General features: G+C 73.1%; 16 protein-coding genes and 3 pseudogenes. 2 read left to right on the forward strand and 17 right to left on the reverse strand.

What is annotated here, in order from left to right; translation table 11 throughout:
• Positions 1-638 (reverse strand): RNA-guided endonuclease InsQ/TnpB family protein (locus ACFP2V_RS28680; RefSeq protein WP_381218348.1); only part of this gene is annotated, 638 nt, incomplete at its 3' end.
• 29 nt (positions 639-667) lie between these two features.
• On the opposite strand from ACFP2V_RS28680, the pseudogene tnpA reads away from it, so the two are divergent.
• Positions 668-1,108 (forward strand): annotated as a pseudogene (gene tnpA / locus ACFP2V_RS28685) (IS200/IS605 family transposase); the annotation flags it as partial.
• A 383-nt stretch (positions 1,109-1,491) separates the two neighbouring features.
• On the opposite strand, the gene ACFP2V_RS28690 reads toward tnpA, so the two are convergent.
• The 14 genes from ACFP2V_RS28690 to ACFP2V_RS28755 form a co-directional block, all read right to left on the reverse strand.
• Entirely contained in the window at positions 1,492-2,340 is an 849-nt protein-coding gene (locus tag ACFP2V_RS28690) for an endo alpha-1,4 polygalactosaminidase (RefSeq protein WP_381218350.1), read from the reverse strand.
• Positions 2,341-2,378: 38 nt separating this feature from the next.
• Positions 2,379-3,053 carry a spherulation-specific family 4 protein gene (locus tag ACFP2V_RS28695; protein WP_381218206.1) on the reverse strand — a complete coding sequence of 225 codons (675 nt, stop codon included), beginning with the start codon at positions 3,051-3,053 and terminating at the stop codon, positions 2,379-2,381.
• Positions 3,050-4,045 carry an NAD-dependent epimerase/dehydratase family protein gene (locus tag ACFP2V_RS28700; RefSeq protein ID WP_381218207.1) on the reverse strand — a complete coding sequence of 332 codons (996 nt, stop codon included), beginning with the start codon at positions 4,043-4,045 and terminating at the stop codon, positions 3,050-3,052. Before ACFP2V_RS28700 ends, ACFP2V_RS28695 begins: the two co-directional genes overlap by 4 nt.
• A 6-nt stretch (positions 4,046-4,051) precedes the next feature.
• Positions 4,052-4,765 carry a sugar phosphate nucleotidyltransferase gene (locus ACFP2V_RS28705; protein ID WP_381218208.1) on the reverse strand — a complete coding sequence of 238 codons (714 nt, stop codon included), beginning with the start codon at positions 4,763-4,765 and terminating at the stop codon, positions 4,052-4,054.
• 80 nt (positions 4,766-4,845) lie between these two features.
• Positions 4,846-5,847, reverse strand: a complete 1,002-nt coding sequence (locus ACFP2V_RS28710; RefSeq protein WP_381218209.1) for a GDP-mannose 4,6-dehydratase — start codon at positions 5,845-5,847, stop codon at positions 4,846-4,848.
• Positions 5,848-5,980: 133 nt separating this feature from the next.
• Positions 5,981-7,348: a hypothetical protein gene (locus ACFP2V_RS28715; RefSeq protein ID WP_381218210.1), complete on the reverse strand. Its 1,368-nt coding sequence runs from the start codon at positions 7,346-7,348 to the stop codon at positions 5,981-5,983.
• Positions 7,345-8,919 (reverse strand): GT4 family glycosyltransferase PelF, encoded by a 1,575-nt coding sequence (gene pelF, locus ACFP2V_RS28720; RefSeq protein ID WP_381218211.1) that lies wholly within the window; start codon positions 8,917-8,919, stop codon positions 7,345-7,347. The genes ACFP2V_RS28715 and pelF overlap by 4 nt, the downstream gene beginning before the upstream one ends.
• A 98-nt stretch (positions 8,920-9,017) precedes the next feature.
• Positions 9,018-11,264: a hypothetical protein gene (locus ACFP2V_RS28725; RefSeq protein ID WP_381218212.1), complete on the reverse strand. Its 2,247-nt coding sequence runs from the start codon at positions 11,262-11,264 to the stop codon at positions 9,018-9,020.
• A 450-nt stretch (positions 11,265-11,714) separates the two neighbouring features.
• Positions 11,715-12,239: a hypothetical protein gene (locus ACFP2V_RS28730; RefSeq protein WP_381218213.1), complete on the reverse strand. Its 525-nt coding sequence runs from the start codon at positions 12,237-12,239 to the stop codon at positions 11,715-11,717.
• A gap of 353 nt (positions 12,240-12,592) precedes the next feature.
• Positions 12,593-14,863 carry an SWIM zinc finger family protein gene (locus ACFP2V_RS28735; RefSeq protein WP_381218214.1) on the reverse strand — a complete coding sequence of 757 codons (2,271 nt, stop codon included), beginning with the start codon at positions 14,861-14,863 and terminating at the stop codon, positions 12,593-12,595.
• Entirely contained in the window at positions 14,860-17,871 is a 3,012-nt protein-coding gene (locus ACFP2V_RS28740; protein WP_381218215.1) for a DEAD/DEAH box helicase, read from the reverse strand. The genes ACFP2V_RS28735 and ACFP2V_RS28740 overlap by 4 nt, the downstream gene beginning before the upstream one ends.
• A 181-nt stretch (positions 17,872-18,052) precedes the next feature.
• Entirely contained in the window at positions 18,053-18,631 is a 579-nt protein-coding gene (locus ACFP2V_RS28745) for a sugar kinase (RefSeq protein ID WP_381218216.1), read from the reverse strand.
• Complete coding sequence (locus ACFP2V_RS28750) at positions 18,628-19,812, reverse strand: ROK family glucokinase (RefSeq protein WP_381218217.1); 1,185 nt, start codon at positions 19,810-19,812, stop codon at positions 18,628-18,630. Before ACFP2V_RS28750 ends, ACFP2V_RS28745 begins: the two co-directional genes overlap by 4 nt.
• Before the next feature lie 277 nt (positions 19,813-20,089).
• Complete coding sequence (locus ACFP2V_RS28755) at positions 20,090-20,827, reverse strand: GntR family transcriptional regulator (RefSeq protein ID WP_381218351.1); 738 nt, start codon at positions 20,825-20,827, stop codon at positions 20,090-20,092.
• Between the two features lie 128 nt (positions 20,828-20,955).
• Here ACFP2V_RS28755 and ACFP2V_RS28760 point away from each other — a divergent pair, with 128 nt between their 5' ends.
• Entirely contained in the window at positions 20,956-21,978 is a 1,023-nt protein-coding gene (locus tag ACFP2V_RS28760) for a Gfo/Idh/MocA family protein (RefSeq protein ID WP_381218218.1), read from the forward strand.
• A gap of 72 nt (positions 21,979-22,050) precedes the next feature.
• On the opposite strand, the pseudogene ACFP2V_RS28765 reads toward ACFP2V_RS28760, so the two are convergent.
• Together ACFP2V_RS28765 and ACFP2V_RS28770 are read right to left on the reverse strand one after the other, a co-directional pair.
• Positions 22,051-22,236, reverse strand: a pseudogene (locus ACFP2V_RS28765) (PaaI family thioesterase); the annotation flags it as partial.
• 22 nt (positions 22,237-22,258) lie between these two features.
• Positions 22,259-23,459, reverse strand: a pseudogene (locus tag ACFP2V_RS28770) (RNA-guided endonuclease InsQ/TnpB family protein).
• Between the last annotated feature and the right edge of the window lie 21 nt (positions 23,460-23,480).

Below are 23,480 nucleotides of genomic sequence, written 5' to 3' on the forward strand. Positions count from 1 at the left end.
CGCAGGAAGCGGGGGCTGTCGATCCTGCGGCCGTCGGACAGGACGGCGAAGGCGGACAGCCCGAGGTCGAGACCGGCGTCGGTCTGAAGGCCGGGGAGGATGTCCGGCTCGGTGTCCACGACGAAGCTCAAAAAGTAGCGGCCACAGCTGTCCTGCGTGACGGTCAGGGACGTGGGCGCGACCGGAAGCCGGCGCGACCACGTGACCTTGAGGTTACCGACCTTGGCCACGTACACCGTGCCGCCCGCCTGGAGGGAGAAGGCGTTGGTGTTGAGGCGGATCGACTGGCGGGTGTCCTTCTTCGACTTGTAGCGGGGCGGGCCGACCTTGCGGCCCTGCCGCTTGCCCTTGAGACTGTCGAAGAAGTTCTGGTAGGCGGTGTCCAGGTCCCGCAGGGACTGCTGCAGGACGACCGCGGAGACGTCACCGAGCCAGGCACGTTCCTCGGTGCGCTTGGCCTGGGTGATGCGAAGCCGGGACAGCTCCGCCGACGTCACGTACGGCAGTCCCGCCGCGTGCGCCTGCCTGCGGTCGCGCAGGCAGTCGTTCCACACCACGCGGGCGCACCCGAACGCCTGCGCCAGCGCACGACGCTGCGCGGCGTCCGGGTAGGCCCGGTAGTTGTAGCGGAGCTGCACAAACCATGACACTACTACGATGTGATCTCATCGATGGGCGGAACGACTACAGGCGGGGAAGGCACGTTGTTTCGGCGACGCATGTGCACTTGGTCTTCGTGACGAAGTACCGACGCGGGGTGTTCAACGACGAGATGCCGACACGCTGCGAAGAGATCATGCGCAAGGTGCGCGAGGACTTCGAGGCGGAGCTGAAGGAGTTCAACGGCGAACGCGATCACGTCCACCTGTTGGTGCACTACCCGCCGAAGGTCGCCGTCTCGAAGCTGGTCAACAGTCTCAAGGGCGTCTCCGCCCGCCGGATAAGGCTGGGGGCACCTCCCGGCCGAAGGCCGGGGGAGAGTTCACCGGACAGGGTCAATCGCGCCATCATGCACGGGCACCTGTGGTCGCCCTCGTATTTCTCCGCGTCGTGCGGCGGAGCACCGTTGGCGATCGTCCGCCAGTACATCGAGCAGCAAAAACGTCCGCTCCAAGGTGCACGTCAGAGCAGTCCTGAGATGCGTTTCATCCCCGGCGTGAACGCCGGGGCTTTCACGCAAGGTCACCGGTAACCACCGTCCGCCCCGGCGGGCCACACCAGCCTGGGGCCCGTTCGCACACGCGCGAACGGGCCCCCTGCGGGTGGGGGCTCTCGACTCGGGAACGGTGAGCCGGCGTCCGTCCCGGGCCGGGAACCGGTCGGCGACGTCATCGTCCGGACCCGCGCCCAAAGCCGCACGACGCCGTAGCCCGCTGCGCGGCGCGGCCCCGCCGGAACATGCCGGCGGGGCCGCGTCTTCTCTCCACCGCCGGCCGGCGTAGGGCCCGGGTGTCATGCTCCGGAAGGGGAAGCACGGCCGGATCCTCCGGGTCAGCACGGGTCCCGCCACACCCCCAGTTCCGGCTTCTTCCGCATGGACGACAGCCTCAGCTCGCGGGACTCGGCACAGAACTCTCCGGTCGGCTCCGCGTACTCCACGTGGAAGACCGCCTTGCCCGCCTCGATGAACGGAGTGAGCTCGGCGCACTCGTCGTACTGCGCGCACTCCTCGTTGACGGCGAAGTCGAAGTCGTCCACGAGGTGCGGGATCTGCGGCAGGTCGTTCTTGAGGCCCACCGACAGACCGCGTTCGTGTGCGATGTCCGCGATCATGCGGTTGTAGCGGATCTGGTCGGCGGCGGTGAGCGGGAACCCGGTGTCGTCGTCGTAGCCCTCCACCAGGTCCGGCTCCACCGCGTCGAAGCCCTTGTCCCGGCACATGTCAAACCGCCGCTCCATGATCGGCTTCAGCACGGCGATCCGGCGGATGTCCAGCCAGCGCTCACCCTCCCAGCCGTTGGTCCTGCCGAGAACGAAGCGCGGGAACGCGTCCCGGTCGGGCCGGAAGTCCTCCCAGGCGCCGACATTGACGTAGCAGATCACCTTGCGGCCGTCGCGGTGGAGGCGGGCCACGTCCGCGGCGGTGTTCTCGAAGCCGTCGATGTCGTAGACGGGTACCTCGGCCGACGGGTCGGCCCGGCCGTCGAGCTGCCACTGCCAGGCGAGCCCGGGGCGCGGGCGCCAGGGTGTCCTGCCGGGGGTGGGGGAGGTCTTGGGCGGGGCCGGTGAGGTGCGGGGCGGTGCGGACCGGGCGGCGTCCGTGTCCCTGGCGCCGTCCGGGCCGGAGCACCCGGTCAGGACCGTGGTGGCCAGCACGACCAGCGCGGCCAGCACCGTCATCGCGGGCGGCGCGGGCGCGTACGGCGAAGGCTTCCTGCTCATGTCCGCCCCTCGTCTTCGGTCACGGTCAGGGCAGGAGTCAACCCCGCCCAGGGATTCGGCAGTTCACCCGTCACGGGGCCGCAGATCCCCGCGCCGCGGTCCTGCGCGGTACGTACGGCCAGGGGCACGAGCGCTTCGGGCACACCGTAGACAAGGTGGCAGAGTCGTTCCGGTGGGGGCGGCTTCGCCCGGGCGGAGCGGCTGAACGCGGCGACGTAGGTGGACCAGTGCCCCTCGAAGGTGACGGTCAGGTCGGCGAGGCGGACGTAGCCGGGCGCCGGGTCCACGCCGGGGTTGAGCACGACGGTCCGCGCGCCGGTCCGGCGCAGGGACCGGACCAGCCTGCGGCAGCCCGGCAGGCCGTCCGGCCCTGCGGTCACCCGGTCCAGGAAGCAGCCGTCGACCGCGTACCACTCCCGGTGCCGGCGCGCGTCGGCGGTGACCGCGGACGGGTCCCGCGCACCGTAGTCGGTGTCGACGTAGCCGAGCAGCCGGGCGCCCGCCGTCCGCAACGCGTCCGCGACCGCCGCGAAGGCCTGGTCCGGGCCGGCCCCGGGGCCGTTCGCCGGGTTGAGCACGACGGCGTAGGTACGGTCGGCGGCCGTGATGAGCCGGTGCCAGGCGCCCGGGTCCTCGGCCGGATGGACGTACAGGGGGATCAGCAGACTCACGGCGAGCGGTCGCCTTCCGTGCCGGTGATGCCCTTCCCCGTGGTGCCCGTGCCGCCCGCGCCCGTGCCGCCGTCCGCCCACAGCGCGGCCAGTGACTCCTCGAGGGTGCACGAGGGACGCCAGCCGAGTGCCTCGTCCGCCGCCGTGATGTCGGAGCACTGCCACGACACCGCCGCCGAGCGGCCCGAGCCTCTCGTGGTCCCCGTGTCCTCCTCGATCCGTCCCCCGAAACCGGCCCGCTGGGCCAGCATGTGCACCAGGTCGCGCACGCGGACCGCCTCGCCGCCGCCGATGTTGAGGACGGGCGGGAGCGACCCGGCCGCCGTGACGGCGAGCACCGCCGCGCGCGCGACGTCGCGTACGTCGACGAAGTCGCGGTACGCGGACAGGTCACCGAGCCGCAGCATCGTCCCTGCCCCTGTCGCTGTCCCTGCCCCTGTCGCCGCGCCGGCTTCGCGCAGCAGGGCGGCGACCCTGCCGGGCAGGCCGGTGGGCGGCGCGCCCGGTCCCACCGGATTGCCCACGCGCAGCACCACCGCGTCCAGGCCGGAGGCCGTCACCGCCGCCGTGCCCGCGAGCTTGGTCGCGCCGTACGCTCCGAGCGGACGGGTCGCCGCCGTCTCGGTCACCTTGGTGCCGGGTTCCCCCGGGCCGTACTCGGCGGCCGACCCCAGATGCACCAGCCGTGCCCGGGGTGCGGCCTGCCGCAGTGCGGCGCACAGGGCGGCGGGGCCACGGGCGTTGACCTCGGCCAGGGTGACCGCGTCCCCGCTGGTCGCGCCCGCGCAGTTGATCACGGCGTCCGGCGCCGCCTCCGCCAGGGTCTTGGCCAGCCGCTCCGGGGAGTCGGCGGCCAGGTCGATGCGCAGACCTGCGCCGGCCCCCGTGGATGAGCGGCCGGCCTCGGGCAGGTGTGTGTCCGGCAGGCCGCGCAGGTGCGCGACGACATGACGGCCCAGGTAACCGGTACGGCCCAGGACGAGAATGCGCATGGGTGCTCAGGCCCCCTTGAGCAGCATGGACTTGCGGGTGGTGAACTCCGCGTTGGCCCGGTCGTAGTCGTCCGGACGTCCGATGTCCAGCCAGTAGCCGTCGAACTCGTAGGCGTGCGGCGGGCGCTGGGCGGCGAGGAGGTCCAGGACGAGTTCGTCGAAGCCCAGCGGGAGGCCGGGCGTGTAGTCCTCCAGCGTCGAGCGGGACAACCCGTAGACACCCATGGAGACGCGGTAGTCCATGCTGGGTTTCTCGGTGAAGGCGACGACCCTGCTCGCCTGTGTGGTCAGCACGCCGAAGTCGATGTGGACCTTGCGGGCGTAGGTCGCGATGGTCAGCGGGGCACCGGACTCCCGGTGCCGGTTCAGGACGTCGGCGTAGTCGAGGTCGGTCAGGACGTCGCCGTTCATCACCAGGAAGGTCTCGGGCAGCCGCTCACGCAGCGTGAGCAGGGGGCCCATGGTGCCCAGGGGGTTCTCCTCGGTGGCGTAGTCGATGTCCATGCCCCACTGGGAGCCGTCGCCGACATAGGCGCGGATGATCTCACCGAGGTGGCCGATGGCGATGGTGCAGTGGGTGAAGCCGGACGTGGCGAGCTGGCGCAGCACGATCTCCAGGATGGTGTGCTGGTCGCCGATGGGGACGAGCGGCTTGGGAAGGGCTGTGGTGTAGGGCCGCAGCCGGACGCCCTTGCCTCCTGCCAGTATCACTGCGTGCATGGGGCTTCTCCTTCGGATCCTTCGTGTTCCCCGGGGACGTGCCGGACGCAGATCGGGTGGTACGGGTCGGATGGGGCGGGTCAGATGTTGTAGATGCCGGCCTTGTAGCGGGCCAGGTTGGCCGGGTCGCGGAAGAACTCCACGGTCCGGGCGAGTCCTTGCTCCAGCGTGTGGGCGGGTTTCCAGCCGGTGGCGGCGGTGAGCCGGGTGGCGTCGGCGACCAGCCGCATCACCTCGGAGTTGGCGGGCCGCAGCCGGGCCGTGTCCTCCCGCACGTCGAGGGCGGTGTCCATGACCTTGCCGATCAGCGCGACGAGGTCGCCGACCGAGATCTCCCCGCCGGTGCCGGCGTTGAAGGTGTGGCCCACGACCTGCTCGGCGGGTGCGGTGCCGACGGCGAGGAAGGCCTGCGCCGTGTCCCCGACGTAGGTGAAGTCCCGCGTGGGCCGCAGGTCGCCGAGGGTGATGGTCCGCTCCCCCGTCGCGACCTGGCCGATGACGGTGGGGATCACCGCGCGCATCGACTGGCGCGGCCCGAAGGTGTTGAACGGCCGCAGCGTCACCACCGGGGTGTCGAAGCTCGCGTGGTAGCTGTCGGCCAGCCGGTCCCCGCCCGCCTTCGAAGCGGCGTACGGGGACTGGGTGTTGATGGGATGGTCCTCGGCGATCGGCACGGTTCGCGCGGTGCCGTAGGTCTCGCTCGTGGAGGTGTGCACCAGCCTCGGCGTGCTCAACTGGCGTACCGCTTCGAGCACGTTGAGGGTGCCGGTGACGTTGGTGTCCACGTAACTGTGCGGCGCCCGGTAGGAGTACGGGATCGCGATGAGCGCGGCCAGATGGTAGGCGCAGTCGGCCCCTTCGAGCAGGCCGCGTACCGATCCGGGGTCCCGGACGTCGCCGAGGACGATGTCCACCTGGTCCAGGACGTCCGGGGACAGGGTCTCCAGCCATCCGTAGGAGGAGAAGGAGTTGTACTGGGCCATGGCCCGGACGCGGTGCCCTGAGGCGACGAGCGCTTCGGTGAGGTGGGAGCCGATGAAGCCTTCGGCCCCGGTGACGGCGGCGAGCGGTGCGGAGGTCAACTCGGTTTTCCTTCCGGTTACTTGAACGGGTGATGTGCGGCGGTGCCCAATGGTGCGCGGTGTCAGGTCGTGGCGCGGGGTGGTGCCCCCGTCTGCCCGGTGGCACTGGGGTGCGGGTGATACGCGGGAGCGGTCAGGCGTGCACCGCCGGCCGGCCGAGCAGCCTCAGCACGCACGCCGACAGGCACAGGGCCGCGGCGCCGCAGCACAGCGGCAGGACGGCCGGCCCCGGCGGCAGGCGCAGCAGGGTGACCAGGGCGGCGCAGCCCGCGGCGGTCAGGCAGATCAGGGCGGGGGGCCAGGCGACGCCGAACGCCTGGAGCAGCAGGGCCGTCCACAACGTCGCGGCGAGGAGCAGCAGCGCGTCCGGGTCGGCTCCGGTGAGGAGTGCCGCGGGCGTCAACGGCAGGAGATAGGCGAGCAGGCAGAGGCCGAGGAGGCCGGCCGACCTCAGGAGGAAGGCGGTAGGCGTCGCGGTCGCCCGCAGCGCCGCGACCGACCAGCCGCGGTAGCGGTACAGCAGCCACTCGGCCGGTCCCATGCTCACGGTCAGCACGATCACGGCGTACGGGTGCTGCCGGCCCTCCAGCAGGACCAGTGACGCCGCGGCGAGGCCGAACAGTCCGTAGGGCAGGGAGACCGGCAGCGGTGGCCGGCGCGCACCGGGGGCGGGCGGGGTGCCTAGCACGCCCCGCAGCGACCAGCCGGCGGCGGCGAGTGTGGCCACCAGCGCCAGCAGGGGCAGACCGAGCCTCAGCACGGGGCCGGGCTCCCACCACGGTAGCGGCGCGGCGCCGGCGATCAGTGGTGTCAGGGCTGCCAGCAGCAGCCTTTCCCGGGCGAGGACCAGCAGCGCCGAGGCGGCGGCCAGGTACAGCGACTGTGCGGCGGCGGCCAGGGTGACCGGTCCGCCGCCGGCCACCACGGCCGCGGTCGCCGTGGCCAGGGCCGCGCCGAGGGCGGTCCCGGTCAGCAGGGTGCGGCCCGCCTCGTGGCGCCCCGTCGCCAGGCGCAGGTGGGCGCGGTGCCCCAGTGCCTGGCCCCAGGCCCAGGAGACGACACCGGCCGCGATGAGGGCGGGGGCGTACCGCACGGCCTGCCACAGCGGTGCGGCGAGCAGGTAGGCGAGGCCCGGGAGGGCGAACAGCACGCCGCGCAGCAGGCAGCGCGCGGTGTCGGGACGCCAGGGGTCGGGGGCGGGCGCGAGCTCGGGGAACGTCCTGGGGACGCGTTCGTACAGGGCGGAAGCCAGGGAGAACAGGTTCGGATGGCCGTACCGCTGCCGGACGGCGTCCGCGGACAGTCCTTCCGCCTCCAGCAGCGCGGCCACCTCGTAGGGGTGGACGGCGGGGCCGATGCGGTCGGCCAGGCCGGCGGCCAGCCGGTCCACCTCCTCCTGGTCCGGGAGGGTCCGCGGCAGCCGTAGGACGGCGGTGGCCGGCCGGAGGGCGAGGGTGTCCTGTTCGGCTCCGCCCGGCTCCAGTGCCATGGGGCCGCTCATATGGCCACGCTCCTTGTCGCCATGGGTGACGGAACCCGTGTGCGCTCGTCCGGGGACGGTGCGGCAGGGCCGGCCGACCGTTGTGCGTACGTCCCCGTGCCGTCCCGTGTTCCCGCCTCGGCCGGCCGCCGGGTGCCGGCCAGCTCCAGGTAGACGGCGCGGAAGGTGTCGACGGTCCGGCGCAGGGTGAACTGCTCGATCACCCGGAGCCGGGCCGCCTCCCCCATGGCCGCGCGCCGCGCGGGATCCCCGAGCAGTTCCAGCGCGGCGGCGGCCATCGCGGCCGGGTCCCGGGGCGATACGACGAGACCCGTGTCCCCCACGGCCTCGCGGACTCCGCCGACATCGGTGGACACCGTCGCCCGCCCGCAGGACATGGCCTCGATCAGGGTGAAGGGGAAGCCCTCGCTGATGCTGGAGAGCATCACGACGTTGCCGGCGGCGTACGCGTCCCTGATGTCGTCGACGCGGCCCTCGAAGGTGACGGCGTCCCGGTGACCGAGTTCGGCGGCGAGGGCCTCGCACCGTTCCCGGTACGCCTCCCCGCCCCGGGGTGTCCCGCCGAACAGCCGCAGCCGGACGTCGGGACGCTCCGCCCTGACCAGGGCGACGGCCCGGATCAGGGTCTCCAGATCCTTGATCGGGTCGACGCGGCCGGCCCAGCTGAGGGTCGGCACGTCCGGTTCGGGTCCGGCCGGCGGGAAGGCGTCCGGGTCCACCCCGTTGTAGACCGTGCGGATCGACGCCGGGTCGGCCCCGCCCTCCTCCTCCCACAGCCGGTTGTAGCGGTTGCCCGGTGTGATCAGGGCGGCCCTGCGGTAGCTCTCCTCGGCCAGCAGCCGGAAGAAGCCCAGGACGAGCGCCTTGACCGGCCAGCGGTAGGGACCGGTGCGGTAGCCGAGGTAACGCTCGCGGAGGTAGACGCCGTGCTCGGTGAGGAGCAGGGGAACACCGTGCCGTTCCAGGGCGGCCAGTCCGGGCAGGACGGCGACACCCCCGCTGACCGCGTGGGCGACCCCGTCCTTCGGCAGGGGCGCGGCCAGCGGGCGCAGGGCGTGCTCGAGCAGTCCGGTGGCGGTGACCGCGTCGTGCAGCGTGGGGCGAGCCTCGCGGACGACCAGGCCCCGGCGGTTCCACACGGCGGTCAGCACGGCGATCGCCCGGTCGCCGCGCAGGAACGGGCCGAGGGTTCCGTCGGCGGCGGCCCGCGCCATGGTGTACAGGGCCGGGGCGAATCCGCTCTCCGCGCACGGGTCGAGCAGCGCCCTCAGGAACTGCTCGTAGGCACCGGCCAGGACTTCGCGCGGACGCCGCCCGGGCGGGCGGCCCTCGGGCGGGGTCCCCCACATCGGGACGGTCAGGACGTTCGAGACGTGCGCGGGCAGGTCCCACACGACGGGTTCGCGGCCGGTGCCGGTGACGGCGAGGACGTCGAAGTCGATGTCGGGCATACCGCGGACGAGTTGGTCGCACCAGACGCTCACACCGCCGTGACTGTGCGGATAGGTGCCTTCGGTGAGCAGGGTGACGCGCGTCGCGCGGGGGCGTGGCGCGCCGTGGTGAACGTGCATCGGTGGGCTCCACGGCCGGGTGTGGGGTGCGGGGAGGGTCGTGCAGGTCCCGGCCCCCGCTCACGCGTCGGGGGCCGGGCTCTCGGGTCGTGCGCCGTTCAGCTCCGCACGGTGTACGGGACGTGGTCGCTCACGCCGGCGGGGACCCGGGTGTCCGGGGCCGGCTCGGTGACAGGGGCCGTCACGGCCGGGGCGTTCTTGTCCGGCGCCCTTGTCCCCGGGGCCGTCGTGTCCGGGGCCGTCGTGCCCGGGGCCCGTCCGTCGTCGGTGGTGGCGGTGTCGGTGCCGGCACCGGTCGTGGCAGTGTCGGTGCCGGCACCGGTCGTGGCGGACGCCGGCAGGGTGAAGGCCAGGGCCTGGCCCTCCTTCGGCGTCCAGCCGGACGTCCGGCCCGCGTACGCCTCGCCGAACGCATCGTCCGCGAGGGTGGTTCCGGTGGGCACGGTGACGGTGACGGCCGTGCCGTCCGGTGCCTCGACGGTCACCGTGCCGCCGGTGCGGTAGGCGGTGACCTGGCCGTCCCGCAGGGCGTCGGCCCAGGCGGCGCGGCGCTGGAGTTCGGCGCCGATGTCCTTCATCCGCAGGTTCACCACAGGGGTGTTGTCGGCGAACAGGGCCTCGTAGCCGTCGAGTACGCCGTCCAGGACCGGGTAGGCGATGCGGTCCTCGGCCAGGTTGGACTGGTGGATGAAGTGCGGCTTGGGATCGTTGGCGAGGACGTGGCCGAGCGCGATCCGGGTCTCGAGGGGCACGATGTGCTCGGCGTACCCCGTCGCGGTGTCCAGCGGAGCCGGCAGGCACGTCGTGGTGGCCGGGTTGTCCTCGCAGATTCCGCTTCCGCCCTGGGCGCGGCTGGTGTAGATCCAGTTGTACTCGTCGACCTGCTCGGCTGCCCTCCCGACGTTGTAGAAGACGTTCATCGGGTACCGGGACACGGTCGTGGCCGGGCCGACCCGACGTTGCGCGGAGTCACGGGAGTTGTCCGAGGCGAGCCAGGTGATGCCGTTGTCGGCGAGGGCGGGGGCCAGGTTCGGGTTGTCGTCGGGCTGCTGCGGCAGCACCTTGAGCCCGGAGTGCTCGCCGGTCACCAACTCGTCGTCGTGCAGCGGCAGGCCGACGGTCCGTCCCCAGACGCGGTTGGTGGCGATCTCGTCGGAGATGGCGGTGCGGCCGACCCACTTGGTGCTGCCGTCGGCGCTGGTGGCGCATCGCCAGGGAACCACCGTGGTGTCCTGTTCGCAGCCGAGGAAGGCATGCGTGTAGGTGTGGTTGATCCAGCGGAACCGGTCGCGTTCGGCGATCAGTTTGTCCGCCAGGGCGTCGGCTCCGTCGTTGTCCTCGCGGTGATCGACGCTCCCGGCGCCGTTGTAGGCGAAGTCGAGGGTGAAATCCTGCTCGCTCTGCCAGGAAGCGGCGTGGTCGACGTCGGCGGGGAGCATGCGGATCGGGTCGGGTGTGCCCTCGCCCTCGGGGCAGTCGACGTCGCCGGGGGTGCAGTTCAACCCCGTGTCCCAGCGGTCGTCGGCGGCGAGGACGTCGTCGACGTGCACGGCGAAGTAGTTCCTGGAGGCGCCCAGGTGCACGCCGCCGGTCATCCAGTCCACGATGCCGCGGGCCAGCAGTCTGAACTGCTGCTGATAATGGTTGTAGACGAACGTGACGACGAGTTCCCGCCGCCCGTCGTGCCGGTACTCCCCCACCAGCGAGCCCCGCCCGGTCCGGCCCGGGATCGCAGCCTCGACGTACGGGGTGAAGTCCGCGCCGGCCACGGGGGTCGACAGATAAGCGTAACTCTCGCCCACGGTAGGCGAGTTGTCCTCGAAGGGGACCTGGCCGTCCAGGTAACCGAAGGGGCCCGCCCGGCCCGCGGCGGTCACCTCGGCCCGCGCCCCGTCGATGCCGCCGGCGTAGCCGCCGTCGACCGGGTACCGCAGGCCCGCCTCCGGACGCGCGTAGGTGTAGGCGTCGACCTGAGGGATGCCGTAGGTCCGCTCGTAGGCGGCGAGCGCCGTCATCTCGGGCGAGTTCACCGGGAACGGGTTGTCGTTGGGCAGGACCACCGCCTGGTACTTGGCGCGCGGTCGCCCGTCCACGGTGTCGGCGAGGAAGCCGGCGTCGAGGGCGGGGCGATCGGACCGGGTGAGGTCCACTTCGGTGTACGGCGTGCCGGCGGCCTCGAGTTCGGCCGCGATCGCGTCCACGGCCGACCCCCCGTCGCTGACGACCAGGACGCGCAGGTCGACGCGGGGTAAGTCGTCGGCGGCGTGTGCGGCCGTACTCGGCAGGCCGAGGGCGGCGATGAGTGCGCCCACCGTGAGCACGGCGGTGCGTGTGATCCGCTTCATGCGGTGCAGTCCCCTCCCACGGGCAGGGGTGGACACCGCTCCGCCGGAGCCGACGCACCCCCTCGCGTGACGCCGGCGTCCCCCTCAGAAGCCAGTCGTCGACGCATCCGTCGCGTCACATAGTGATGTCTTTGTGTGCTTCCTGTGGGTGAGTTGCGAAACCTGACGGAAAAGTGCGGGTGACCATCAGGGCGCCAGCGGTCCGGAAGCGACCGGTGCGGCGCCTCGGGACACGGGAGGCCGGAGGGGGCGCGTGGAACACCGGAGCAGGTCGGAGACGTGAACGGACCACCGGCGGGCCGGGGGCCCGCCGGTGCGCCTGCCGGAGGTCTGGACCTCTTGGCCGGTGCGGCGCCGCACCGGATTCGGTCAACGACGCCGGGGACCGGCAGACCGTCGGAGGCCTGGCTGACCCGTCAGGCCCGTCGGCCCGTCGGCCTGTCAGGCCCGTCAGGCGCAGAGCACCCGAGCCTCGGGCGTGTAGACCGGACCGCCGACGGCGTTCTCGGTGTCGCTGAACTCGGCGTAGTAGTAAGAGTAGAAGCCGATGTTGCCGTTGCAGCCGGAGTCGGGTGCGACCTGCAAGGTCAGCGTGACGGTCCGGCTCTGCCCGGGCGGGACGGTGGTGCCGTAGTTGGCGCCGAGGTCTGCGGGCCCGGTCCCCGCACAGGGGGTGCTGCCGGCCGCGGTGGCCAGGGCGCAGCCGGTGAAGCCGTACTTCAGGTCGGGGCGCTGGGTGGTGAGCCACGTGGGGTCGATCGTCTGGTACACGAACCAGATGTCGTACGTCCGGTTGTTGGTGAGGGTCATCGACAGCCGGACCGTGCCGCCGGGTGTGGTGGTGGCGGTCTCGGTGGTGAACGTCAGCTCGGCGGGCGCGGGTTCGGCCGCGGCGGCCTGGGGGGCCATGCCGAACAGGGCCAGGACGAAGGCGAGAACGGCGGCGAGACCGAGGCGTCTCAGTGGTGATCTCATGACCCGGGAGGCTAAGCAGGCGCCCCGGCGACCGTCTCCCCCGCGCGCGGCCTCCCGCCCGCCCGCCGACCGAAAGCGCACCTGCCGTGAAGGAGTTGTGCGCACATCGTGACGCCCGCCGGCCGGTGACATCACCGCACCACACGGACGGTCCCGGTGGAGCGACCGGGGCGACGGGCGGGACGGGGCGGCCGCACTGCCGCGCCCGGGGGCATTGGCGCATACCGTTCGAGTGACGGCACGATGGCGTACGGTGACGGCCGGTGGTGATCGGCGTGGGCGCCCTCGTTCCGCTGACCGCGGCCGGCGCGCCTGACGGCCGCCTGCGGACCCGCCCCGGACACCTGGCGCCATCACAGAGCGCCCGGGGTGTCCAGGCCGGTGAGGGCTCCGACCGGGTCCGGGTCGGGGGTGCCGCGGGGCCACCAGTCGTCGTGGCCGGGCTCGGACTCGTACGCGTACCAGAGGTGGTCGCGGCCGAGGCGGAGCTGGAGGTGTCCCCGGGGGTGGGTGAGGTGGTTGTGCCAGGGGCGGAAGGCCGGCAGGTCCGCGGCGAGGAGGAGGGGGCGGGCGCGGTCGAAACGGCCGGCCGGCGGGTCCCAGGGGTCCTCCAGGACCTCGAGCCCGGCCGGGCCGCCCTGGCGCCACGCGGCGACCGCCCGGGCCAGCTCGGCGGGGGTGCGCCCGGCCGCGCGGGCGAGGGAGGAGTACAGCGCGCGGGTGGCGGCGGTGAGACCGGAGCCGGGGCGGGCGGCGGCGAGCCGCACCGCGTCCTGCCACAGCGTGAGCCGGCCGACGGGGTCGCGGCCTGTGGTGAGCAGGGCGTGCGCACGGGCGGCGGCGTCGGTGGCGAGCTGGTCGAGCGCGAACGGGTCCGGACCGCCCGGGGCCGCCGGGTACACCGGGGGCTGCTCCGGGTGCGGGGGCAGGGGCAGCGGCGGTGGAAGCGGCGGGAGAGCGCGCGGGGCGACGGCCTCACCGGCCCGCACTCCGGGGAGGGGCTCCGGTTCCCTGTCCCGGGCGGCGCGGGCCGTGCGGGCGGCGCTGAGCCGGGACAGGGCGTCGATCACGTCGAGCTCGCCCCGGCCGCGCAGCAGGAGCAGCACGAACGGGTCGGCGTCGAGCAGCCGGGCGGTCTGGTAGCAGAGGGCGGCGGCGTGCTTGCAGGGATGGCCGGAATCGGGGCAGCTGCACCGCGGGTCGAGGTCGCCGGGGCGGGGCAGCAGCGGGGCCCCGCAGTCGGCGAGGGACTGGGGCATCTCCTTGTCCAGCAGGGCCGCGATGTGGCCGGGCCGGTCGGCGGCCGCGTCCAGGAACCGCTCCCACTCGGCGTCCGCGAAGGTACGCAGCCGTACCTGCACGCGGTACGGGCGGGGTCGGCTTCCCTTGACGTAGGCGAGGACGAGCCCGGGGGTGACGGTGATGGCGTCGACGTGCCCCCGCTCCGCGTACCCGCGTCCGCGCGCGAGCCGCGCGGCGTCCAGCGCACCCTCCTCCAGCGCCGTGACCCATGCGTCGCCCCACCAGGTGTCGGCGAACCCCGTGCCGTCCGGGGTGCGGGGCGGGAACGCGGGGAAGGTACGGCGCAGCTCACCGTCCCGGGCGGGGGCGGCCATGGAGCGGGGCGTTCGGGGGGTGGCGGGGGGCGCCTTGGGGGCCGGGAGTTCCTGAGGTGCCGGGGGCGTCGGGGGTGCCAGGGGCGCCGGGGGTTCGTGGGCGGTCGGCGGCTTGTGGGGGCGGTCGTCGGGCGTCGGGGGCGGTTCGGTCGCGTCGGAGGGTGCGGGCGGGGGCGGGAGTGAGGGGACGGCGCCGGTGAGCAGGTCCCGTACCGCGGGTGCTCCCGTCTCTTCGGCCCGTGCCTCGCCCGACCGGACACCAGCGGCTCGGTCGCCTCGGGTGGTGCGGGGGACGCGAGGAACCCGGAGGGCGGTGCCCGACGGGATACGGCTGGCGCGTGGGCCGGCGGTGGTCTCCCGGTCGTCGCTCCTCCAGTCGCCGGTTGCCCGGGCGTCGGAGGACCGGGCGTCGGTCTCCGTTCGCGCGCGCAGCGCTTCCTGACGGGCTGAGCGCAGGGCCTCCCGCGCGATGTCTCCGGGGCGCCGGGCGGACTGAGGATCCGAGCCATCCGAGCGGCCCGGACGGTCCGGGTGATCCGGGGAGTCCGGGCGGTCCGGGTAGTCCGGGTAGTCCGGACGGCCCGGATGATCCGGATGACTCCGGATGCCGTCGGCAGCGGACGGCAGGGCGGCGCCGTCCGCCTCCCCTGCGCACCGCTCCGCCCGCACGCCGGTGTCCGTACCGGCGTCACCGGTCGCCGATGGGGTCGCCGACCCCTCGTAAGCCGTCGCTGTCTCCCCCTCCTTCTCCGGGCCCGAGTCGCCCTTCCCGTACCCGGCCCTGTACCCGCCCCCGTCCCCGTCCGCCGTCCCGGGACTCCCCGTGTCCGTCGCGCGCCGGGCCCGTACCGCCCTGCGCAGGGCGTCGCGGGCCACGTCACCGGGGCGTTGTTCCTGGGCGCCCGCGGGTTTCCCGTGTTCCCCCGCATCCGGCGCCGGATCGGCGCTCGCACGTCTGCGGGCCGCCCGCAGGGCCTCCCGGACCTCGTCGGACGGGCGGGGGGTCATGACGTCCTCCGCAGGGAGACCAGGTCGGACAGCTCGCGGTCGGTCAGTTCCGTGAGGGCCGACTCGCCGGAGCCGAGGATCGCGTCGGCGAGGGCCCGCTTGGCCTCGAGCATCTCGGCGATGCGGTCCTCGATCGTGCCCTCGGTGATCAGGCGGTGGACCTGGACCGGCTGGGTCTGGCCGATGCGGTAGGCGCGGTCGGTGGCCTGCTCCTCGACCGCCGGGTTCCACCAGCGGTCGAAGTGGACGACATGGCCCGCGCGGGTGAGGTTCAGACCGGTGCCCGCCGCCTTCAGGGACAGGACCAGGACGGGGGTCGCGCCGCTCTGGAAGCGGTCCACCATGCGCTCCCGCTCCGGTACCGGCGTACCGCCGTGGAGGAAGTCGACCGGCACCGCGCGCTCGGTCAAGTGTGCGGTGATCAGCCGGGCCATGCCGACGTACTGCGTGAAGACCAGGGCCGATCCGTCCTCGGCGAGGAGGGTGTCCAGCAGCTCGTCCAGCAGGGCGAGTTTGCCGGAGCGGGCCGCGAGGCGGTCGCCGCCGGCCCGTGCCTGCTCGTCCTTGAGGTAGAGCGCCGGGTGGTCGCAGATCTGTTTGAGCGCGGTCAGCAGCTTCAGCACCAGGCCTCGGCGGCCCATGCCCTGGGCGGTCTCGATGGCGAGCATCGACTCGCGCACCACCGCCTCGTAGAGCGCGGCCTGTTCGCGGGTGAGCGGGACGGGGTGGTCCGTCTCCGTCTTGGGCGGCAGTTCGGGGACGATGCCCGGGTCGGACTTCTTGCGCCGCAGGAGGAAGGGCCGCACCAGGCGGGAGAGTCGCTCGACGGCCTCGTCGTCCTCGCCGGCCTCCACCGCGCGGGCGTGCCGGGCGCGGAAGGACGTGAGGGGGCCGAGGAGTCCGGGGGTCGTCCAGTCGAGGAGGGCCCACAGCTCCGAGAGGTTGTTCTCGACGGGGGTGCCGGTGAGGGCCACGCGCGCGGGGGTCGGGATGGTGCGCAGTGCCTTCGCCGTGGCCGAGTGCGGGTTCTTGACGTGCTGCGCCTCGTCGGCGACGACCATGCCCCATCGCTGTGCGGCCAGTGTCGGGGCGGCCGAGCGCATGGTGCCGTAGGTGGTGAGGACGAAACCGCCGGTCAGGTCGCCCAGGGTCCGGTCCGGGCCGTGGAAGCGGCGCACGGGGACGCCGGGAGCGAACCGGGTGATCTCCCGCTGCCAGTTGCCGAGCAGCGAGGCGGGGCAGACGACCAGGGTCGGCTCGGTGCGGTCCCGTTTCAGATGCAGCGCGATGAGGGTGATCGTCTTGCCGAGGCCCATGTCGTCGGCGAGGCAGCCGCCGAGGCCGAGGGAGGTCATGAGGTCGAGCCAGGCCAGGCCCCGCAGTTGGTAGTCGCGCAGGGTGGCGTCGAGTCCGGGGGGCGGGTCGGCGGGCTGGACGCCCGTGGTGAGGCGGTCCCGGAGGACGGCGAGGGCACCGACGGGGACCGCCTCGACGATCTCGCCGTCGGCCTCCGCGGTGCCGGTGAGGGCGGCGGACAGCGCGTCGACGGGATCGAGCAGGCCCAGCTCCCGTTTGCGGGCCTTGCGGACGAGGGCCGGGTCGACCAGCACCCACTGGTCGCGCAGCCGGACGACGGGGCGGTGGGCCTCGGCCAGGGCGTCCATCTCGGCCTCGGTGAGCGGGTCGCCGCCGAGCGCGATCTGCCAGCCGAAGCGCAGCAGGTCCTCGCTCTCGAGGAAGCCGCTCCCGTCGGTCGCCGATCCGGGGGCCGACCGGACCACCGCCGTCGCGGTCAGGTCCTGGGCCAGGTCCCGGGGCCAGTGCACGGCGACACCGGCCGCGGCGAGGCGGGTGGCGGCGACGCCGAGCAGGTCGTTCAGCTCGTCCTCGGACAGGGCCAGCACGTCGGGTACGTCCTGGTCGGAGAGCCGGTCCAGCGGGGGCCAGACGCGGGCGGCCCGGCGGACGGCGAGGGCGGCGTCCACACGCGCGCGGGGGCCGAACGCGCTGTCCGCCGTCCCCGCCCACAGGGCTGCCGCGTCGGCGACGAGGGTGGGGTCGGCGAGGCTGTGCACCTGGACGACCGCCGCGCCCGCACCGCGGGCGCCGGTGCCCCCCGCACCCTCGCCGGCACCGTCGAACAGGTCGTGCGCGGAGAGGTCGAGGCGGAGCGAGACGCGCACGCCGGCGTCCATACCTGCGGCGACCTCTGCGGCCCAGTCCTGGGCGCCGGGCAGCCGCTGGGCCTTGCGGGCGGCGAACGCCGGCCCCGAGGCGTACGGCGCGGCCGGGGTGCGGGGCAGGGTGTCCGCGACCGCGTCCAGGAAGGCGCGGACCAGGGCTTCCGGCTGCGGCAGCCGGAGCGGGCCGGGGCCGGACAGCGGGACGGCGTGGCCCTCGAACGGCAGGGCCGCGGCCACCGCGCGCAGGTGTGCCACGTCGTCCGGGTCGAGAGGTCCTGCCCGCCAGGCGTCATGACCGGTGGCCGTCAGGCCGGGCAGCAGCCGGCCGCGCGCCGTGAGCCGCAGGGCGTGCAGGGCGGCGGCGCCCCAGCAGGCGGTGGCGGGGTGCGCCGCGGGGTCGTGCCGGGCGCGGACCAGCAGGGGCAGGGCCTCGTCGAGAGGAAGGGAGAGCGCGGTGACCGTCCGCCGCCGGACCCCGTCGCCGTGCGGGCGGGTGACGGTGAGCCGCGTGCGCGGGGCGTGCTCCGGTGCGGGTACCGAGTCGGCGGCCCGCGGACCACCGGAGCCGCCCACGACCGGCTCGGATTCCAGAGCCCCAGGACCGCCTGGCCCGGCGGGTTCCGGCACGGCTTCGGCGAGGTCGCTCCCGGGGTCGTAGAAGGCGATGCGTCCGTCGCGCGGCAGGGCCGACGGCAGGAAGACGGCGGCGAGACCTGCGGGGATCTCCGCGACAGCGGCGTCCGCGATCGCCGCACGCGCCGGGCCGGCCTCCCCCGTGCCCGCCCCGGCCGTGTGCCGTTCGGCCGTCACGGTTCCCTCGCTCATGCGCCCTGTCACCTCCCGCCCGTCCCCGTCCCCGCCCATGCCCACCCGTGTCGTCAGCCCCTTCGCCTTCGACTCTACGGGCGGGCACTGACAATCGGTCCCGCGGCCGGGCCCGGGCGGACCGGGCACACCCGGTCACACCCGGGCGCACCCGGTCACGGGTCGGGAGCGGCGGTGCGGATCAGGGAATCGTCCGGGAGACGACGTACACCCTGGGGAAGCCCGGCTTGCCCTCGTTGACGACGACATCGTGCGTGGGCGCGGGGTTCTTCTGTTCGTTGACGAGACCGGACCAGATGCCGGGGCGGTCGAACTTCCAGCCGGTGATTTCCTGGTCGCGGTCGCTGATGGTGATGCTGTCCCGCTTCAGGTCGTCCTGCTGCACGCCCATGCTGGTGAGAAAGACGCTGAGGCCGGCGTCGGTGGTCTCGAACTCGACGTACAGGCGGCTGGTCTTCCAGTTGTTCGTCTCATAGGTGGTCACCCACCAGGCGGGGTGCGGAACCGGCACCTGGTAGAGGCGGCGCTGCACCTTCGACGGCCAGCCCTGGGTCAGACTGGTCGCCGAGTACCTGGCCTCCTTGTCCTTGCCGCTGGCCCGGCTCTGGTTCGCGGAGATCATCAGATATCCGGCCGGGACACCGATGAGCAGCACGATGATCAGCAGGGTGAGCGTCCTGCGGCGGATCATGTGCCCGCGGCCCTCGGGCGGCCGGGGCCCGCCGGGACGGCCGGCCTGGTAGGGAACGTCGCCCGTCACGGCGTCTCCTGGGTGGCTCGGCCGACCTCCGCATACCGCTCGTAGCGCTCGTACCGCTCGACCCGGCGGCGCTTGGCGCGGCGGAAGCGGCGGGCGACCAGGCGGGCGAGGTCGGCGGCGCCGACCATGCCGGCCTCGGGGCCGAGCTGGGCGCGGACGATGTGGGCCTCGGGGCGGTAGCCGCGGCCGGTGAGGTGCCGCTTGAACGCGTCCCGCGCGGGGCCGATCAGCAGGTCGTCGGCGGCCGAGACCCCGCCGCCGATGACGAAGCAGGAGGGGTCGAGGGCGGCGGCGAGGTTGGCGATGCCGACGCCGAGCCACTGGCCGATGTCCTGGAGGAGCTCGATGCACATGGCGTCGCCCTCGCGGGCCAGCTCGGTGATCATCGGGCCGCTGATCTCGGCGATGTTGCCTTTGACGTGCTCGATGATCCCGTAGGCGACCGGCGAGTCGGCGGCGGCCAGCTCGCGCGCCTCGCGGACCAGTGCGTTGCCGGAGCTGTACTGCTCCCAGCAGCCGCGGTTGCCGCAGGGGCAGCGGTGGCCGCCGGGGACGACCTGCATGTGGCCGAACTCGCCGGCGACGCCGTACTTGCCGCGCTTGACCTGGCCGTCCTCGAGGATCGCGCCGCCGATGCCGGTGCCCAGCGTGATCATGACGAGGTGGTCCTCGCCGCGTCCCGCGCCGAAGCGCCACTCGGCCCAGGCGGCGGAGTTGGCGTCGTTGTCGACCAGGACGGGAACGGCGAGGCGGCCGGCGAGGCGGTCGCGCAGCGGCTCGTTGCGCCATGAAAGGTGGGGGGCGAACAGCACGCGGTTGCGGTCGGCGTCGACCCAGCCGGCCGCGCCAATGCCGACCGCGTGCACGTCGTGCCGGTCGGACAGGTCAAGCACCAGTTCGACGATGGTGTCCTCGACGACTTTCGGGCTCTTGGACTTGTCCGGGGTCTCCGTGCGGAGCCGCTCCAGGATGTTGCCGTCGGCGTCGACGACGCCTGCCATCACCTTCGTGCCGCCGATGTCGATGCCGACGGTCGGCACGCGCGGTGCCGTCAGGTGCGAGCGGCGTTCCCGGGTGCCGACCGTGCGGAGCACGGGAGCACGGCGGGAGCCGACGGGGGCGGCGCCCGCCCGGGCTGAACTCAGTGCCCTGGGGAGTGCGAGGTCGCGGTAGGTGCTCATCGTCGCCGATTCTGCCTCACGGTGACCCTGGGTGGCGTACTCGGGAGCAAAGGGATCGTGCGACGCGCGCCGCCTCCGGGGTGCTTCCGGCCGCTTCCCCGTGGCCCTCGAACGCCTTCCCGGTGCGTTCCGAGAACTCTTCCCGCCGGGACGACTCCCGCATTTCGTCACCTCGTCCCGCGGTCCGGTCACATTGTCCGGACAACACGACGAAGATCATCCCAAGTCCCCCGAGTCGCCTGGCGTTCACCGCGACTTCGGTATCCGTCCAGGGGCATCACGACCGTACGAGCAGCTGGAACTCGAACGAGTAGCGGTCGGGCCGGTAGGTGTGGGTGCCGAACTCCACGGTGCGGCCGGTGTCGTCGAAGGTCACGCGCTGCATGGTGAGCAGCGGGGCGCCCCACTCCTCGCCGAGCCGCTCGGCCTCGGCGGCCCCGGCCGCGCGGGCGCCGATGGTCTGGCGGGCGCTGTGCAGGGTGATCCCGGCCGCCCGCATCAGCCGGTACAGGCCGGTGGCCTCCAGTTGCCGGGTGTCCAGGTCGAGCAGCCCGAGGGGCAGGTAGTTGCACAGGTACGCCATCGGCTCCCCGTGCGCGAGCCGCAGCCGCTCGATGCGGTGCACCTCGCCCGCTTCGGCCACCCCGAGGGCGGCGGCGACCTCGGGGGATGCGGGGACGACCGTGTTGACCAGGACTTTCGTGGTGGGGCGATGACCGGCGGACTCCAGGTCATCGTAGAGGCTGCTGAGCTCCAGGGGCCGCTTGACCTGGCTGTGCACCACCTGGGTGCCGACTCCGCGCCGCCGCACGAGCAGGCCCTTGTCGACGAGGGACTGGATGGCCTGGCGGACGGTCGGCCGGGACAGACCGAGGCGCCCGGCCAGCTCGATCTCGTTGCCCAGCAGGCTCCCGGGGGTCAGCCTGCCGTGCTCGATGGCGGCCTCCAATTGCTGGGACAGCTGGAAGTACAGCGGTACGGGGGAGCCGCGGTCCACGCTCAGCTCCAGCTGCACGGTCGGGTCCACTCCTGGTTTGGGCACGGCCCGAGCGTAGTCCCGTGCGTGGTTGACGGGAAGTAGTGTAGTTCGGTTGTCCGGACATACGGATTGACAGGGAGGGGCGCGGGCCGCAGGTTGTTCCCATGCGCATCGGGGTCATCGGTACGGGCCGTATCGGCACCATTCACGCCCACACACTCAGCAGGCATCGCGACGTCGGATCCTTGATCCTCACGGACGCCGACCCGGCTCGGGCACAGGCTCTCGCACACCGGCTCGGTGAGACGGCGGCGCCCGGGGTGGACGAGATCTACACCTGGGGGGTGGACGCCCTGGTGATCACCACGGCCACGTCCGCCCACGCCGAACTCATCGGCCGGGCGGCCCGCTCGGGGCTGCCGGTGTTCTGCGAGAAGCCCATCGCCCTCGACCTCGCGGGCACGTTACAGGCGGTCTCGGAGGTCGAGGCGGCCGGGACGGTCCTGCAGATGGGCTTCCAGCGCCGGTTCGACCCCGGCTACACCGGCGCGCGTGAGGCGGTGCGTTCGGGCCGGCTCGGCCGGCTGCACACCGTACGGGCCATGAGCAGTGACCCCGAGCCGCCACCGGCCGGCTATCTGCCGCAGTCCGGCGGGCTGTACCGGGACACGCTGATCCATGACTTCGACATCGTGCGCTGGGTGACCGGCCGGGAGATCGTGGACGTCTATGCCGCCGGGTCCGACGCGGGTCCCGCGATGTTCCGCGAGGCGGACGACGTGGACACCGGCGCGGCGCTCCTCACCCTCGAGGGCGGCACGCTCGCCGTCCTCACCGCGACACGGATGAACGGCGCGGGCTACGACGTGCGTATGGAGCTCGCCGGGGAGCGGGACCAGATCGTGGTCGGCCTGGACGACCGTACGCCGATCGCGTCCACCGAGCCGACCGGGCCCCCGGCCGCGGACAAGCCGTGGACGGGCTTCCTGGAACGCTTCGGGCCCGCGTACGAGGCGGAACTGATCGGGTTCGTCGAGGTGGTGCGGGGCGAGCGGGCCAATCCCTGCGACGGGCGCGAAGCCCTCCAGGCGCTGCGCGTCGCGGAGGCGTGCGAGCTGTCCCGGCGGGAGCGCAGACCGGTACGGCTGAGGGAGATCGCGGGCGGGGCGGCATCGGCCTACGGGTGAGCGTCGGTGCCCGGGCACTCAGGCGCCCGGGCACTCGGGCGCCCGGGCACTCGGGCGCCCGGGCATCGACTCTCAGGGCGCGGAGACCGGCAGGACCGTGCCCTGGGCGACCGCGCACAGGGTCGCGGTGCCGTCGTCGTCGAGGGTGTGCAGGTCGCAGCGGACGACGGCCTGACGGCGGCCGGCGTGCACGACCTCGGCGCGGGCGCGCAGGGTGCGCCCGGTGGCCGGACGGAGGTACTGGGTGACTCCTCCCCCACCTGAAGGTGGTGGCTTCTCGCTATGCCGGTTGGGCTTCGCGACGGACCAGCCCGGCCCGTAGAACGTTCAGGGCGCCTACCGTGTCCGCGTGCGCGTGATGGCCGCACGAGATGCAGTGGAACTTGTCCTGGGTGGGCCGGTTCTCCTTGGCGGTGTGCCCGCATACGGGACACCGCCGGGAGGTGTTGCGGGGGGTCCACGGCCGTCACTTCCCCTCCGGCGCATTCTGCCTTGGCGATGAGGATCGTCAGGAACACCCCCCATCCGGCATCAGCGATCGAACGGTTCAGCCCGGCCTTGGCGGCGGTCCCGTTGGGCAGGTAGCCGCCCGGCGTGGCGGGGTCCGGCTTCGGGGCCGGGGACTTGCTCATGTTGCGGATCTCGAGGTCTTCGTGCGCGATGAAATCGTGTTCGCGTACGAGGTCAAGCGCGGCTTTGTGCGCGTGGTCCAGACGCTGCCGGCGCACCTTGCGGTGCAGCCGTGCCACCGTCTCCACGGCCTTGCGCCGGCGCTTGCTGTCGCGCTTGCACCGGGCGAGTGCCCGCTGGGCCTCTTCCAGCCTGGCGGCGGCCTTCGCCCCGTGACGGGGGTTGGGCACGAACTCGCCGTTGGAGTCGGCAAGGAAGTTCGCTATCCCCATGTCAATGCCGATCACGCTACCGGTTGAGGGAAGCGGCTCGGGCGCGGTCTGCTCGGCAGTCAGGATGACGTACCAGCGCCGTCCTTCACGCTTGACCGAGACCGTCTTCACCTTGCCGACGACCGGACGGTGCTGATGCACCTTGACGTGGCCGACGCCCTGGAGGCGGACGCGGGTGACGGGATCGTGCGGGGTCGAGTCCCAGCGGCAGCCGTCGCCGTCCTTCGGGAAGTCCACGGTGTCGAACCGCTTACCCGAACGGAAACGCGGATAGCCCGGCTTCTCCGCTGCCTTGACCCGCCGGAAGAACGCTGCGAACGCCTTGTCCAGCCGCCGCAACGTCGCCTGTTGAGAGGAGAATGACCAACGGCCCTGACGCGCAGGGTCGAAGGCGCGGATGTCCTTGAGCTGGGCGGACTGCTGCCCGTAGCGGACTGTCGTCTTCGAGGTGTGCCGGTAGGCGTCGCGGCGTTCCTGCAACGCGCCGTTGTAGAGCGAGCAGTGGTCACGAAGCATCTCGGCGAGCGCGCCCTGCTGGCCCACGGTGGGCCGCATGAGGAACTTGTACGCACGGATCATCCGGCCCACCCCCTTCCTGAC

It is taken from the genome of Streptomyces incanus, assembly GCF_042656345.1.
Lineage (GTDB): Bacteria > Actinomycetota > Actinomycetes > Streptomycetales > Streptomycetaceae > Streptomyces > Streptomyces incanus.